Here is a 13,874-nt window from a genome sequence, read left to right on the forward strand (position 1 = left end):
ACAGGTCAGATGGCGAGGACGTGGGTAAGCTCCCACAGCTGGCGGTCGAGGGCCCTCCGCCCCGAAAGCACCTGGGGGAAGGGCGTGAACCTGACCTCACCACCCTCGATTCCCGCCATGACCCCGCTCATCCCCTGCCGCAAGGCTTCGGCTGCCGCCGCGCCCAGGCGGCTGGCCAGCGTGCGGTCATACGCGGTGGGCGATCCCCCCCGCTGGATGTGTCCGAGCACGGTGACCCGGGTCTCCATGCCAGTACGGGACTGTACTTCGCGGGCCACGTCGTAGGCGCTGCCCGCCCCTTCCGCCACCACGATGAGATCGTGCTTCTTGCCGCGGTTGCGGCCGCGGAGCACGCGGGCGCATATCTCCTCGATGGGCTCGGGGAACTCGGGCACCACCACCGATTCCGCCCCCGCCGCCAGGCCCACCGCCAGGGCGAGATGGCCCGTATCCCGGCCCATCACCTCGATGAGGAAGATGCGCTCGTGGGAGGTGGCGGTATCGCGGATGCGGTCGATGGCCCAGACCGCGGTGTTGACCGCGGTGTCGAACCCGATGGCATGCTCGGTAAAGGGGATGTCGTCGTCGATGGTGGCGGGAACCCCCACCACGGGGAAACCCAGCTCGTGCAGCGCCTGGGCTCCCCGGAAAGACCCGTCCCCCCCTATCACCACCAGCCCGTCGATCCCGGCTGCCCGGAGATGCGCGATGGCCTTCTCCTGAGCCGGGCGCTGCTTGAACTCCTCGCATCTGGCCGTGAAAAGCACGGTGCCGCCCCGGTGCAGGATCCCTCCCACCGCCCCCAGGGGCAGGGGCCGGAACCCGCCCGAAAGCAAACCCGCGAACCCATGCTCGATGCCGGTTGCCTCGCTCCCGGAAGCTACCGCCTGCCGGACCACTGCCCGCAGGGCCGCATTCATCCCCGGAGCGTCGCCACCGCTGGTCAGGACGCCGACTCTACCCACTGCCGCAACCTCACCAGGCCTCGACCCATGCCCACATTGCCGCCGCCTGCGCAACCTCACCAGGCGTCGTCACAGCCATAGATTCTGCCCAGGACCACCTGCAAAATCCGCGTGGCCTCGACGGCCTCGCTCCTGGGCACCAGGACCTCAATGGGCGAGGGTCCCGCCACCGCCTGCACGGGGCGGAGCAGGACGTAGAATCCCTCCCGAACCAGCGCCTCCCGGGCAGCCTCTGCCACCGAATGGTGGGGAGCGACATACACCACCTTCCAGACCCCGGTCGCCGTCTTGCTCCCGCCCATGATACCTCCCGGCTCTCCGGCCCGTACCGCTGCGGTAACGGGCCCCTGGGTTCTCTGAACAGGCCCTGGCGGGCTAGCCCACCTCTCCCGCCGCGTAAACGGCGCCATCCCCAAGCAGATCCTGCAACTCCCATCGCAACTCGTTGGTATCCTCCACCCACAGGCCCGGATCGACCAGGATCGCCTTCTTCCGCCCTGCGAAATCAACCCGTACCGGCATGCTGCCCGGATATCGCGCCAGGATGCCCTTCAACTCGCGCAGGGCTTTTTCCTCCTGCTCCGCCGTGCGGAGCGCCACCACCAGCGACCCCGGGCAGGCCAGGGGGACCACCTCCTCGGCCATCACCTTAGCCACGCGCTGCCCTTCTTCGCCCTCGGATCGCTGCAGGGTCCCCTTCACCAGGACCACCGCGTCCTTCACCAGGCACCCCCGGAAGCGCTCGAAAACCCGCGGAAACACCACCACCTCGACGTGCCCCGACATATCTTCCAGTTCCACGAATCCCATCGGTTCCCCTGCCCTGGTGGTAATGCGCTTGATGCCCAGCACCACACCCCCCACCGTAACCGCGCTTCCGTCGGGCGCATCGGCCAGGGCCCCGCAGCGGCAGGTGGCCCCCCTCTCCAGGTGCTGGCGGTAGGAGTCGAGAGGGTGACCGGAAAGGTACAGGCCGAGCACTTCCTTTTCCATGGCCAGCAGGGCCTGCGGGGGGAATTCGGGCACGCCCGGCAGCTGATCCTGAGCGGCGAAGGCCTCCGCCCCCAGGTCGAAGAATGACAGCTGCCCGGCCCCGCGGGAGTCTCCCTGACCCCGCTCCAGGGCCTGATCGAGGATGGCCATGAGTTGGGCCCGCCGGGCCCCCAGGGTATCGAAGGCCCCTGCCTTGATGAGGCTTTCCGCTGCCCTGCGGTTGAGGAGGCGGGTGTCCACCCGTTCGCAGAAGTCGTGGAGAGAACGGAAGGGCCCCTGCTGGCGCGCCCGCACGATGGATTCGATGGCCGCCCGGCCCAGGTTCTTCACGGCCCCCAGGCCGAAACGGATGGCATCGCGCCCGTCCTCGTCCCTTTCGATGCTGAATGCCAGCTCCCCCCGGTTGATGTCGGGGGGCAGCAGGGTCACCCCCAGGCGACGGCACTCGTCTATGTACAGGGCCACGTCGTCACTGGAGTCCATCACCGAGGTGAGGAGGGCCACCATGTATGGCAGGGGATAGTGGGCTTTGAGGTACGCCGTGCGGTAGGCCAGCAGGGCGTAGGCAGCCGCATGACTGCGGTTGAAGGCGTAACCGGCAAACCGCTCGATGGCCGCGAACACCTGCTCCGCCACCTGGCGATCCACTCCCCGGCTCACCGCACCTTCGATGAAACGAACCCTTTGCGCCGCCACCAGTTCCGGCTTCTTCTTGGCCATCCCCCGGCGCAAGAGGTCGGCCTGGGCCAGGGTAAATCCGGCCAGGCGCGACACCACCTGCATGACCTGCTCCTGGTAGATCATCACGCCGTAGGTGTCCTTCAGGATGGGCTCCAGGCTGGGATGCAGGTACCGGGCCCCGCTCTGCTTGGCACGCTGGTACTCGGGTATCTGCTCCATGGGACCGGGGCGCACCAGGGCCACGATGGCCACGATGTCCTCGAAGGTGGCGGGGCGCAGCTGGCGCAGGAGGTCCTGAACCCAGCCGGCTTCCAGCTGGAATATCCCCAGGGTCTCCCCCCGCCCGAGGAGCGCATACACCGCCGGGTCGTCCAGCGCTATCGTGTTCCAATCCACCCGCTGCCCCATCTTCTCGATCAGCTTCACCGCGTGGTCGATGACGGTGAGGTTGCGCAGCCCCAGGAAGTCCATCTTGAGGAGGCCCAGTTCCTCCAGCACTTCCATGGGGAACTGGGTGACCACGGCGCCGTCAGGCGTCTTCTGCAAGGGCACCAGGCCCACCAGGGGTTCGGGGGCAATGACCACGCCGGCGGCATGTACGGAAGCGTGCCGGGGCATTCCCTCCATGCGGCGGGCCAGATCGATGAGTTCCCGTACCTCCTCCCGGCCCCGATATGCCTGGGCCAGGTCGGGACTGGTGGCCAGGGCCTGCTCCAGGGTGATGCCCAGCACGGCGGGGACCATCTTGGCGATGCGATCCACTTCCCCGTACGGGAGACCCAGGGCGCGGCCCACGTCGCGGATGGCGGCCCGGGCCTTCATGGTACCGAAGGTGACGATCTGGGCCACGCAGTCCTGGCCGTATTTCTCCACCACGTAACGGATCACTTCGTCGCGCCGTTCAAAACAGAAGTCGATGTCCATGTCCGGCATGGTGACCCGATCGGGGTTGAGGAAGCGCTCGAAGAGAAGCCCGTGACGGAGGGGATCGACGTCGGTGATCCCCAGCACGTAGGCGACCAGGCTCCCGGCGGCCGATCCCCGTCCTGGCCCTACCGGGATGCCGTTCTGCCGCGCGAATTCCACGAAGTCCCAAACGATCAGGAAGTAGCCCGGGTATCCCATGCGCTCGATCATGGTCAGTTCGTACTCCAGGCGCTCCCTCACCTCGGGGGGCGGGTCGGCGTAGCGCCCGGGCAGCCGCTGGTAGCAGAGATGGCGCAGGTGGGAGGCCTCGCTGTGTCCCTCGGGGACGGGGAACTGGGGAAGGTGAAGCCGGCCGGACGGGAGCTCCACCTGGCAGCTCTCGGCGATGTCCAGGGTGGCTTCCAGAGCCTGGGGCAATTCCCGGAAGAGGCCGGCCATCTCCTCGGGCGAGCGCAGGTAGAACTGGTCCGAGCCAAACCGCAGGCGCCCGGGGTCGTCCACGGTGGTCTGGGTCTGGATGCACAGGAGGACGTCGTGCATACGGGCGTCCGCCTGCTCCAGGTAATGCACGTCGTTGGTGGCCACCAGGCCCACTCCCATTTCCCGGGCCAGGCGCACCATCTCCCGGTTGACCTGGCGCTGGGGGGCCAGGCCGTTCTCCTGCACCTCCAGATAGAAGGAATCCCGGCCGAACAGCTCCCGGTACCTGGCCACCACCTCCCGGGCGCGCCGACCGTCGTCTCCCGCCTGCTCGCCCTCCAGGATGGCGCGCGGGACCTCCCCGGCCAGACAGGCACTCAGGGCAACCAGCCCCCCATGGTACCGCTCGAGCAACTCCCAGTCCACCCGTGGTCGGTAGTAGAATCCCTCCAGGTGAGCCAGGGAGACCAGGCGCACCAGGTTGCGATAACCCTCCTGGTCGCGGGCCAGCAGGACCAGGTGATGGGGGTCCTCATCCACCTTGGGCTGACGGTCGTGCCGGGTACGCCGCGCCACGTACACCTCGCACCCCAGGACGGGCTTGATGCCGTGCTGCCGGCAGGACTGGTAGAAGGGCACCACCCCGTACATGACCCCGTGGTCCGTGACCGCCAGGGCCGTGCATCCCATGGCCGCCGCCCGGGAAACCGCCTGTTCCACGCGGGCGGCGCCGTCCAGCAGGCTGAATTCGGTGTGCAGATGGAGGTGATTGAATCGGGCCGAACCCATCACGCCCACCTCCCCTTTGACGATGAATACCATAGGTGATAATCTTTGGAGGAATAGAAGGGGGGAATCTCCCGTGCCCTGGAAAAGGTGCCCCAACTGCCACAGGCTCTCCTATTCGGCGGCCACCACCCCCATACGCTGGATATGCCCGCACTGCGAGCACGACCTGACCCTCATTCCCGACATCGTTCCCGACCGGGCGGAAATCGAAGCGGAGTTTGCGCATGTTGAGGGTTGGGAGGAGTGGAAGCGGCAGTACAAAGGGCCGCCAAGGGACACTCGGAGCACCGGGGGCGCCGGGCCCGGCACACTTGCCGACCATGGACGATGAGGTTGACGTGCAGGCGAAAGTAGCGCTCCGGGTCCAGGCTCTCCTGTAAGATCTTTTGCGTCCGCACCCGGTCCACCTTCTCGGGCACGAGACCCAGCCTGCGCGCCACCCGGTACACGTGGGTATCCACCGGAAACGCCGCCCGCCCCAGCCCGAAGAGCAGGACGCAGGCAGCCGTCTTGGGACCCACTCCGGGCAACCCTTCGAGAAACCGACGCGCCTCCTCCGCGGGCATCCCGCGCAGGAAGTCCAGGGAAACCCCGCCGCCGCGGACCTGGAGTGCTTTGAGGATATCCAGGATGCGCAGGGCCTTCTGGCGCCCCAGGCCGGCGGGAGCAATGAGCTTTTCCAGTTGAGCAGTCGAGGCTCCGAGCAGCATCTCCCAGCGGGGGAAACGTTCCTTCAGGCGGCGGAACGCCGCCAGGCTGGCCCGATCGGTGGTAGCCTGGGACAGCACCGTGGCCACCAGCACGTCTACCGGGTTGGAGTCCACCTGTCCCAGTAACAGGGCGGACCGGTCACCGCCATATCGCTCCTGCAACAGGCGGTCCACCGCCGCCACCAGATCCTGATCGATGGGGCCCCAGCTCATGATGCACCCTCCCCCGCCATACGCCGCACCAGCTCTGCGAATATCGTCCCCCTCTCTTCGTAGTTCCGGAACATATCGAAAGAAGCGCAGGCGGGAGAGAGCAGCACGGTGTCCCCGGACCGGGCCAGAGAGCGGGCCAGCTCCACCGCCTCGGCCATGCCGCCCACCTCATGCAGTACCGGTGCGGGCAGATCGGGCCCGGGCAGCTGCTCCACGGCCGCGCGGATGCGGGGGGCGGTGGCACCCATCAGTATCAGGTGACGCACCCGGCCCGGCAGGGCGCGGGCAAAGCTGGTGAAGTCCAGCTTCTTGTCGTACCCCCCGGCGATCAGGATAAGGGGTCCGGGCAGGGCGGCCAGCGCGGCCCGGGCCCGGTCGGGGGTGGTGGCGATGGAGTCGTCGACGTACAGCACCCCGTCCACCTCCGCCACCCGCTCCAGGCGATGGGAAACTCCGGCAAAGTCGCCCAGCACCTCCGCCATGGCGGCCCGCCCGGCCCCCATCAGCCCGGCGGCGGTCACGGCGGCCAGGGCGTTGAGCAGGTTGTGACGTCCCACCAGACGCAGGCTGCCCACCGCGCACACCGGGCGGGCTTCCTCCCCCGGCAGACGCAACACCACCTGCCGGGCTGCGCCCCCCCCCTCCACCCATGCCCCCTGCGGGAAAGGCCCGCGTTCCCCGAAGAAGAGGACCTTCCCGGGTGCCTCCTCTGCCAGGGGCGCCACCAGCTCGTCCTCTCCGTTGAGGACGGCGCAGTCCCGCGGCCCCTGAAACAGGAAAACCCGGCGTTTGGCCGCCACATACTCGTCCCAGGAGGAGTGGACGTCCATGTGGTCGGGGAGGAGGTTCAGCAGCACTCCCACGTGGGGGCTGCGCCCGGTGAGCTCCAGCTGAAATGACGAAAGCTCCAGGACCACGCGGGCGTCGGACGGAATACGATCCACCCGGTCGATGAGGGGTAGCCCGATGTTACCCCCCAGGTACACCTGATAGCCCGATGCCTCCAGCATGCGGGCCACCAGCGTGGAGGTGGTGGTCTTACCCGCACTGCCGGTGATTCCCACCACGGGGGCCGGACACAGCTCCAGGAAGAGGGGGATCTCCCCGGAAACCACGGCGCCCCGGCGGCGGGCCTCCTCCACCTGGGGAAGGCGCTTGGGCATCCCCGGCGTGAGGAAGATGACGTCGAATCCTTCATCCAGGGCGTCCAGGTAGCCGGGACCGAGCACGGCACGCACGGGGGACGCCCGCTCCCTTGCGCCCGGCCCACCCGGGCCCGCCTGGGCCTGGCGTACTTCTTCCAGGCGACCGGCCAGTTCCTCGGCTGGCTTCCGGTCCAGGACGGTCACCCGCGCCCCCTGGAGCAGGAGAAACCGTACCAGGCCCAGGTTGGAGACGCCCAGGCCGACCACTGCCACCTTCTTGCCCTTGAGGTGCAACAGTTCACCCCCGGGTATAGCTTCCCTCGCTGAGAAGGCCCATCATTTCAGCTTTGAATGCCCGGTCGTAGCGGCCCCGGCGGAGAGCTGTCAGCAGCCGGGGGAGTGCCCCGTCATCCCCGAAGTCCAGGGTGGGCCAGGTGGCCAGGAAAGCATCGCGCCCGTGCTTCCACGCCGCCTTGAAGTAGCGCAGGCCATCCCTGGGATCACCCGCCCGCAGAGCGCACGCACCCAGCAGGGCAAGGGCCACGGGGTGATACCGCTCGCGAGCCATCACCCGACGGCAAACCGCCTCGCACGTCACCAGGTCCCCCTGCCGCAGGCAAACCTGGCCGTACGCCACCTGGGCAGCGGTGTCCTCGGGAACCGCCCCCAGGTAGCGCTCCCAGGCTTCTCGGGCTTTGTCGGCCCTGCCCGTCCGCTGGTAGGCGAAGGCCAGCCGGCGCAGGTATCCCATGTCTTCGGGGTCCAGACGGCAGGCGTCCTCCCACCAGCGCATCGCTTCCTCCCAGTCTCCCCGCCGGGCCTGCAGCTCCCCCAGGTCGCACGCCGTGCGGGGGTCATTGCGGTTGAGAGCGTAGCCGCGCTCCAGGACCTCGCGGGCCTCCTCGAGCTCGCCCCTCTCCATGTGCCATACGCCCAGCACACGGTAGACCCCCGGGTCAGCCGGCTGCAGCCGCCGGGCGCGCTCGGCGTACTCGCGCGCCAGGGCGAAGCTCCTTCCCCCGGTGTGCACCAGGGAGGCGGCCAGGAGGATGGCCGGGTCACTGGGGTATCGGCGCACGGCCGCATCCACCGTCCGGGAAGCCAGATCGTAGACGGGGCAATGGGCGTACGCTTCCAGGAGCAGATCGTGGAGTTGCTCGTCCAGATCAGGCGGCAACTCCAGGGTCAGGGCTTCCTCCAGTACCTCCCACGCCTCCTCCCAGCGGTCGAGGGAGGCATAGAGGTCGGCCAGAAAGACCCGCGCGTATCCTTCCTGTCTGTCCTGGCGACGGACCTCTTCCCACAGGCGGGAGGCCCCGTAGTAATCGCCCACGGCGGCATTGGCCAGCCCCAGCTTCACCTTGGCCTCAGCGTCGTCAGGATAGGCGAAAAGGAGGCGCTCCAGGTATCCCCGCGCCGCCTGGTAATCCTCCTGCTCGAGGGCCACGTTGGCCAGGGTATGCAGGGAGGGACCGTAGGCGTTCAGCCCGGAAACCGTCTTCTGCCACTCCCGCACCGCCTGCTCAACGTCACCATTCAGGTAATACACCATCCCCAGGAGGTGGCGGGCCATGGGGTACTGGGGATCGGCAAGCAAAGCCTGCCGGGCCATCAAGGAGGCGCGGTGCAGGTTCCCCAGGTGGTAGAGGTACAGCTCGCCCAGGCGGCAGTACGCCTCGGTGCAGGAGGGTTCCACCTCTACGGCCTGACGGAGGTGGGCGATGGCCTCGTTGTGACGTCCCTCCCGGATCTCCACCAGCGCCGCCCCCACCATGGCGGAGGCATCGCGCGTATAGAGCCCGAGGGCCTGCCGGAAATGATCGCCCGCCAGATCGACCCTGCCCGCCTGCAGATAAATGCGCCCGAGCAGGTTGTGGGCTTCGGCGTCCTCCCGCCCGGTGGCCAGGATACGGTGCAAAGCCCGGGCCGCCTCGTCGTAGCGGCGGAAGCGGGCATAGATGCGACCCAGCAGCTTGAGGCTCGCCGGGTCGCCGTTTCCCTTCAGCAGGGGGCGGAGGGGATCAATCACTGCGGTCATGCGCTGCTCCGTCCACTCCCGCCCCAGAGCCCCTCCCACCATCCAGTCCTCACAGGAATCCAGCAGGACCTCCGCCAGCTGGCGACGGATGTCCGGGTTGTGGGGATCTTCATCCATCGCCTGGTATAGAGCCCGGGCGGCGTAACGGTGGTTGCCGCGGGCCAGGTGACCGGCCGCGCGGGAGAGCAGGCGGGCCACTCTCCTCTTCGTGGTTTCTCCAGTGCGTGCCTCCCGGACGCTTTCCTTCTTCTCCAACGGTGCGTAAGCCCCCCGATAGTTTCTCCCTGCTCATTCGACGCCGACAGGCGTATCCCTCTCGGGACGGGGTCCTACCGCGGCGCCACCATACCGGATCGGTGCCGCGTCTTCCGCGGCGCCACCATCCCGGATCCGTGCGGCGTCCCGCCGCGGGTCCATCGTCCCGGTTTCAGTGTACTGCGATATCCCGCCCCTTCGTGTCATCGTCATACCTGGTAGCGGCTGCCCTCGCCCGCCAGCTCCACCGGCAGTCCCGCTTCGCCCAGCGCCGCCTGGGCCTCTTCCAGCACCCTGGCCCAGTCGGCGGTCGGCCAGAGGTGGGTAAGGAGCAGCCGCCTGGCCCGGGCCCGCCGCCCCAGCCCTCCGGCCTCCCTGCCTGTCAGGTGACCGGGTGACCTGCTGCCGTCCTCGAGCAGTGTGGCCTCGCAGAGCAGGAGATCTGCCTCGGCGGCGAATCCCACCAGGGGATCGTGCCAGCCCGTGTCCCCCGTGTACACCAGCTTCCTTCCCCCGTGCTCGATGGCCATGGCGTACGTAAGGACGGGATGGGGCACGGCCAGGAACCGAAACACCATCCCCCCCAGCTCAAGCTTCTCGTCGGGGTCGATGGGCCGGAGTTCGAGCACCTGCTTGTAACGCAGGCGCTCGAACTCCTCTTCGGGCAAGGGGGGAGCATAAACGGCCAGGGGCCGCGCCCGCGTCCCCTCGGCGAGGGCTCGCTGCACAGCGTACCGCAATACCAGGAGATCGGACATGTGGTCTCCGTGCAGGTGAGAAAGAACCACCGCATCCAGGCCCCGGAAGTCCGCGTGCCGTCCCAGGTTGGACATCACCCCACTGCCACAGTCCACCAGGATCGAGGCGGGACCCGCCTGTACCAGGTATCCCGAGCAGGCTCTTCCCGCCGCCGGATACCCGCCGCAAACCCCCAGTACGGTCAGCTGCATGCTTCGAACCTCCGTTTCAGCCGGTCCGGGGCGCTTCCCTGGCACCGGCGCTTCACATCACACTGGGGGCTGGAATGCCCAGGATACCCAGGCTGCCGGCCATCACCCGGCGGAAGGCGTCCACCAGTGCCAGACGAAATCGCCGTTTCTCCGCTTCCGCCCCCAGCACGGGGGTGGTCTCGTAGAACCCGGTGAAGGCCTGGGCCAGCGCGTAGGCGTAATCGGCGAAGAGGGAGGGCAGGTTCAGGTCGCACGCCTTGGCCAGCACCACCGGCATCTCCATCATCTTCATCACCAGAGCCTTCTCCGCCGGTCCCGGCTCCGGCTCAGACCCGCCCGCTGCCCCAGGCGGCTCCGGCTCGGGCCCGTCGAACCCGGCTTCGGAGAGCAGCCCCCGCTCCTCGGCCCGGGCCAGGATGCTGCAGGCCCGGGCGTGGGCGTACTGCAGGTAGGGTCCGCTGTTCCCCTGCATGCTGAGGGCCTCGTGGAAGTCGAATGCCACCAGGGTATTGGGATGAAACCTGACCATGTAATACCGGACCGCCCCGCAGGCAATGGAGCGGGCGATTTCCTCCCCCCGGGCCGGCTCCAGGTCGGGGTGGCGGGCCTCCACTTCCCCGAGGGCCAGGCGGGCGGCAGCCGCCAGCAGATCCTTGGCCTTCACCCCCACCCCCTTCCGCCCGGACATGGCCACCGCTCCGGCGTCCTCTTCCACCTCGACGCCCAGCTCCCGGGCCGCCTGGGGCGAGAGAGCAACCACCTCGTAGGCGAAGTGGATGGAGTTGCGCGCCGCCTCCTCGAAACCCAGCCGGCGCAGGGAGTACCGCAGCACGTCCTGCAGGTACTTCTGCCTCACGTCGATGACGTTGATCACCCGCCAGGCCCGGCCAAAATCGCCCTCCTGACCGCCCGACGTGATGGATGTCCACAGGGTGCTGCCGTCCGGCTGTTCCACATAGGGCCGGTAGCGGAAGTCCTTCCCCAGCAGCCCGAACTTCCACAGCTGGTACGCTATGTCCTTCGCCGTATAGGTGGCAGTGCCGTCAGAGCGCACCAGGATCTTGTCGGGATTCTCCAGGTCGGCGAACTCGGGCAGATCGGAAAGCCTGACCACCCAGCATCCTGCGTTGGGGCCGGTCTCTTCCCTCACCAGCGTGCCCTGCACCCGTAGCTTCTCGAAGGCATGGCGGAAGAAGCCGGCCCGCAAGATGTCCGACTCCCAGGTGAGGAGGTCGTAGTAGATCCCCAGGGGCCACATGGTGTGAAGGTGCTCCCTCACGATGCCCTCCGCCACCTCCCGGGCGGTGCGCGCCACCTCATTGTCCCCTTCTTCGATGAGGGAGAGCACCCGGCGCCGGTACTCCCGCGCCTCGGGGTCCCGCTCGTACAGCTCCTGCACCTCGGTGTAGAGGTCCCAGCAGAAATAGTCGAACGGTTCGTCCGGGCGCGGGCGGTGGTTCAGCCGGTGCAGCCCCACCACGATGTCGGCCACCTGCACCCCGGTGTCGTCGATGTAGTTCTGCACCTCCGCCCGGTATCCCCGCGCCCGGTAGAGACGGGCCAGGGTATCTCCCAGGCAGGCGTTGCGCAGGTGGCCGATGTGCGCTGCCTTGTTGGGGTTGATGTTGGTGTGCTCGATCACCACCTTGGGCCCGGTACCGGCCTTGCTCCGTCCGTACCTCTCCCCGCGTTCGGCCACCTGGGCCAGGAACTCCCCGGCCACCTTCGCCGCGTCCAGCCGGAAGTTGACGTATCCGGGGGCGCTGGCCGTCACCTCCCGCACCCAGGGGAGCTCACCCCCGGAGATGCGGGCGCCGATGCTCTCCGCCACCTGCCGGGCCATCTCCACGGGCGGTCGCCGCAGCACCCGGGCCAGGGTCAGGCACACCGGAGAGGACAGATCCCCGAACTCCTCCCGGGGCGGGGTTTCCAGCCCCACCTCCTCCGGCGCCAGTGCGGCTCCCAACCCCTTCACTGCCCCCGCCAGGGCCTCCCGCAACGCCTCCTGTAGACTCGCCAGGTCCAGTTTCACTCACTCCCTTGCCGTCGCCAGACCGACGGGTCGCCGCCCGCCCTCCGGTGCGAACTATTCCTCGGGACCGGAGGACAACCACCGGTATTCTAGCCAAGTTCATCATGGCACTCAAGCACCAGTACAGGGGCGCGGATGGCGCAGGTGCGGAACGGCATGGGCGGGCTGGTGCGGGGCAGGCGCGCTTGACAAGAAGGGTGGAGACCATAATCATGTAGGGGACAAAAGGGGAGTCGGGCAGGCCGGCGCCCCCCGCAGGAGAGGGCAGGCCGGCGCCCCCCGCAGGAGAGGGCAGGCCGGCGCCCTCCCCCAGGAGCGGGCTCCCGAGAGCCCGGCGGACTGCCGCCCACCAAGGTCGCGAGGAGTGAGACAAGAGATGCTGGCGGGTCTGGTCGCCATCCTGGTGCTGGTCCTGGTACTTCCATTTGCCGTACGTCGGGTAGAAGAAAACCTGGAAGCGTTTCTGTTCGTGATGGGGGTGGCGGCCACCCTGGTCTCCCGTACCCTCAGCGTGCACCTGGTCCTGCACGCCCTGCGCGAGCCCCTGATGATCACCACGGCCGTCTTCGTGGCCGGTCTGCTCTTCAAGGTGTTCGAGAAGCAGGTGGGGGCGACGGTGGGGGGATCCGTGAACAGGCTGTCCCTGCCCCTCTTCGCGGCTCTGGTGGTGTTTGTGCTGAGCCTTCTGTCCAGCATCATCACCGCCATCATCGCTTCCCTGGTACTGGTGGAAATCGTCAACCTGCTCCCCATCGACAGGAAGGAGAGAGTATCCTTCACCGTGGTGGCGTGCCTGGCCATCGGCCTGGGAGCCGCCCTCACCCCGGTGGGTGAACCCCTTTCCACCATAGCCACGTCCAAGATGGGACAGGGGTTCTGGTACCTGGCCCGGCTGCTGGTCAAGGACATCTTGCCGGGCATCGCCGTGCTGGCGGCCTTCTCCGCTTTCCTGCTGCGCAGGCGGGTGGTTACCCGGGAGGGAAATCACCGGGAGACCCCGGCAGAAACGTACCGTGACGTCATCGTCAGGGCCGTGAAGGTGTACCTCTTCGTGATGGCCCTGGTTCTCCTGGGCGAAGGGTTCAAGCCGTTCATCGACATGTACGTGCTCCGGCTGAGTCCCCCGCTTCTCTACTGGGTGAACACGATTTCCGCGGTCGTGGACAACGCCACCCTTACGGCAGCCGAGATTACCCACGAGATGACGAATGCTCAGGTGCGGGCCATCCTCATGGGCCTGCTCATCTCAGGGGGCATGCTCATCCCCGGCAACATCCCCAACATCATCTCGGCGAGCAAGCTCGGCATCGGCAGCCGGGAGTGGGCCCGTACCGGCATCCCTCTCTGCCTGGTGCTGCTCGTCGGATACTTCCTGATCCTCTTTGTGCTCTGACCCCGGCCGGGCCGGAGTCGCTGCCGCCGGGGGCGGCTCCCGCGGCGCGGGTGCCCGGGTGCGGTGGTAGAGCAGGCCGCCCAGGCGTCCTGTCTCGGCGGCGCTCAGCCCGCCCCACCCGCGCGCCTGCACTTTCTCCCAGAGTCCCAGCTCCCGGGCGATGGCCTCCTTCAGGGGGGCGAGGGGATCTTCCTTCTTCTTGCTGGCAGGCACCGGCTCCCACCCCCCTTCCCGGCCCTCGCGGGGAAACCCCGCTTGCGGGCGCTGCTTCCGCCCTCCAGTCTCCCCGAGGTATCCCCGGCCCATCCATCACCCGCCCTCCAGCATATGGCCGGCAGCCCGGCCGGAGGCGATCGCCGACGG

At 68.0% G+C, this 13,874-nt stretch carries 9 protein-coding genes; 1 reads left to right on the top strand and 8 read right to left on the bottom strand.

Translation table 11 applies throughout. The features are described from left to right. Window positions 1-5: 5 nt before the first annotated feature. The 8 genes from pfkA to QME70_11505 form a co-directional block, all read right to left on the bottom strand. Entirely contained in the window at window positions 6-965 is a 960-nt protein-coding gene (gene pfkA / locus QME70_11470) for a 6-phosphofructokinase (protein MDI6895194.1), read from the bottom strand. 56 nt (window positions 966-1,021) lie between these two features. After that, complete coding sequence (locus QME70_11475; GenBank protein MDI6895195.1) at window positions 1,022-1,267, bottom strand: glutamate decarboxylase; 246 nt, start codon at window positions 1,265-1,267, stop codon at window positions 1,022-1,024. 73 nt (window positions 1,268-1,340) lie between these two features. Continuing rightward, window positions 1,341-4,775 carry a DNA polymerase III subunit alpha gene (locus tag QME70_11480; protein MDI6895196.1) on the bottom strand — a complete coding sequence of 1,145 codons (3,435 nt, stop codon included), beginning with the start codon at window positions 4,773-4,775 and terminating at the stop codon, window positions 1,341-1,343. Between the two features lie 173 nt (window positions 4,776-4,948). Further along, window positions 4,949-5,698, bottom strand: coding sequence for an endonuclease III (gene nth, locus QME70_11485; GenBank protein ID MDI6895197.1), 750 nt, complete (start codon window positions 5,696-5,698; stop codon window positions 4,949-4,951). Further along, entirely contained in the window at window positions 5,695-7,137 is a 1,443-nt protein-coding gene (murD, locus tag QME70_11490; protein ID MDI6895198.1) for a UDP-N-acetylmuramoyl-L-alanine--D-glutamate ligase, read from the bottom strand. The genes nth and murD overlap by 4 nt, the downstream gene beginning before the upstream one ends. 4 nt (window positions 7,138-7,141) lie before the next feature. Next, the gene (locus tag QME70_11495) at window positions 7,142-9,136 is read right to left on the bottom strand and encodes a tetratricopeptide repeat protein (GenBank protein ID MDI6895199.1); all 1,995 of its coding nucleotides are present in this window, start codon (window positions 9,134-9,136) and stop codon (window positions 7,142-7,144) included. 209 nt (window positions 9,137-9,345) lie between these two features. After that, window positions 9,346-10,086 carry an MBL fold metallo-hydrolase gene (locus QME70_11500; protein MDI6895200.1) on the bottom strand — a complete coding sequence of 247 codons (741 nt, stop codon included), beginning with the start codon at window positions 10,084-10,086 and terminating at the stop codon, window positions 9,346-9,348. Window positions 10,087-10,138: 52 nt separating this feature from the next. After that, entirely contained in the window at window positions 10,139-12,118 is a 1,980-nt protein-coding gene (locus tag QME70_11505) for an arginine--tRNA ligase (protein MDI6895201.1), read from the bottom strand. Between the two features lie 376 nt (window positions 12,119-12,494). Here QME70_11505 and QME70_11510 point away from each other — a divergent pair, with 376 nt between their 5' ends. After that, a complete protein-coding gene (locus tag QME70_11510) occupies window positions 12,495-13,511 on the top strand; it encodes a DUF1646 family protein (GenBank protein MDI6895202.1) in 1,017 nt (338 codons plus the stop codon). The last annotated feature ends 363 nt before the right edge of the window (window positions 13,512-13,874 follow it).

This window comes from Bacillota bacterium (assembly GCA_030019365.1).
Classification (GTDB): domain Bacteria; phylum Bacillota; class Sulfobacillia; order JACIYH01; family JACIYH01; genus JACIYH01.

What these genes read in the sequence shown, in the direction of transcription:
- QME70_11475 (MDI6895195.1), bottom strand. Translation starts at nt 1,267, where the DNA reads ATGGGCGGGAGCAAGACGGCGACCGGGGTCTGGAAGGTGGTGTATGTC.
- QME70_11480 (MDI6895196.1), bottom strand. Translation starts at nt 4,775, where the DNA reads ATGGGTTCGGCCCGATTCAATCACCTCCATCTGCACACCGAATTCAGC.
- nth (MDI6895197.1), bottom strand. Translation starts at nt 5,698, where the DNA reads ATGAGCTGGGGCCCCATCGATCAGGATCTGGTGGCGGCGGTGGACCGC.
- QME70_11500 (MDI6895200.1), bottom strand. Translation starts at nt 10,086, where the DNA reads ATGCAGCTGACCGTACTGGGGGTTTGCGGCGGGTATCCGGCGGCGGGA.
- QME70_11510 (MDI6895202.1), top strand. Translation starts at nt 12,495, where the DNA reads ATGCTGGCGGGTCTGGTCGCCATCCTGGTGCTGGTCCTGGTACTTCCA.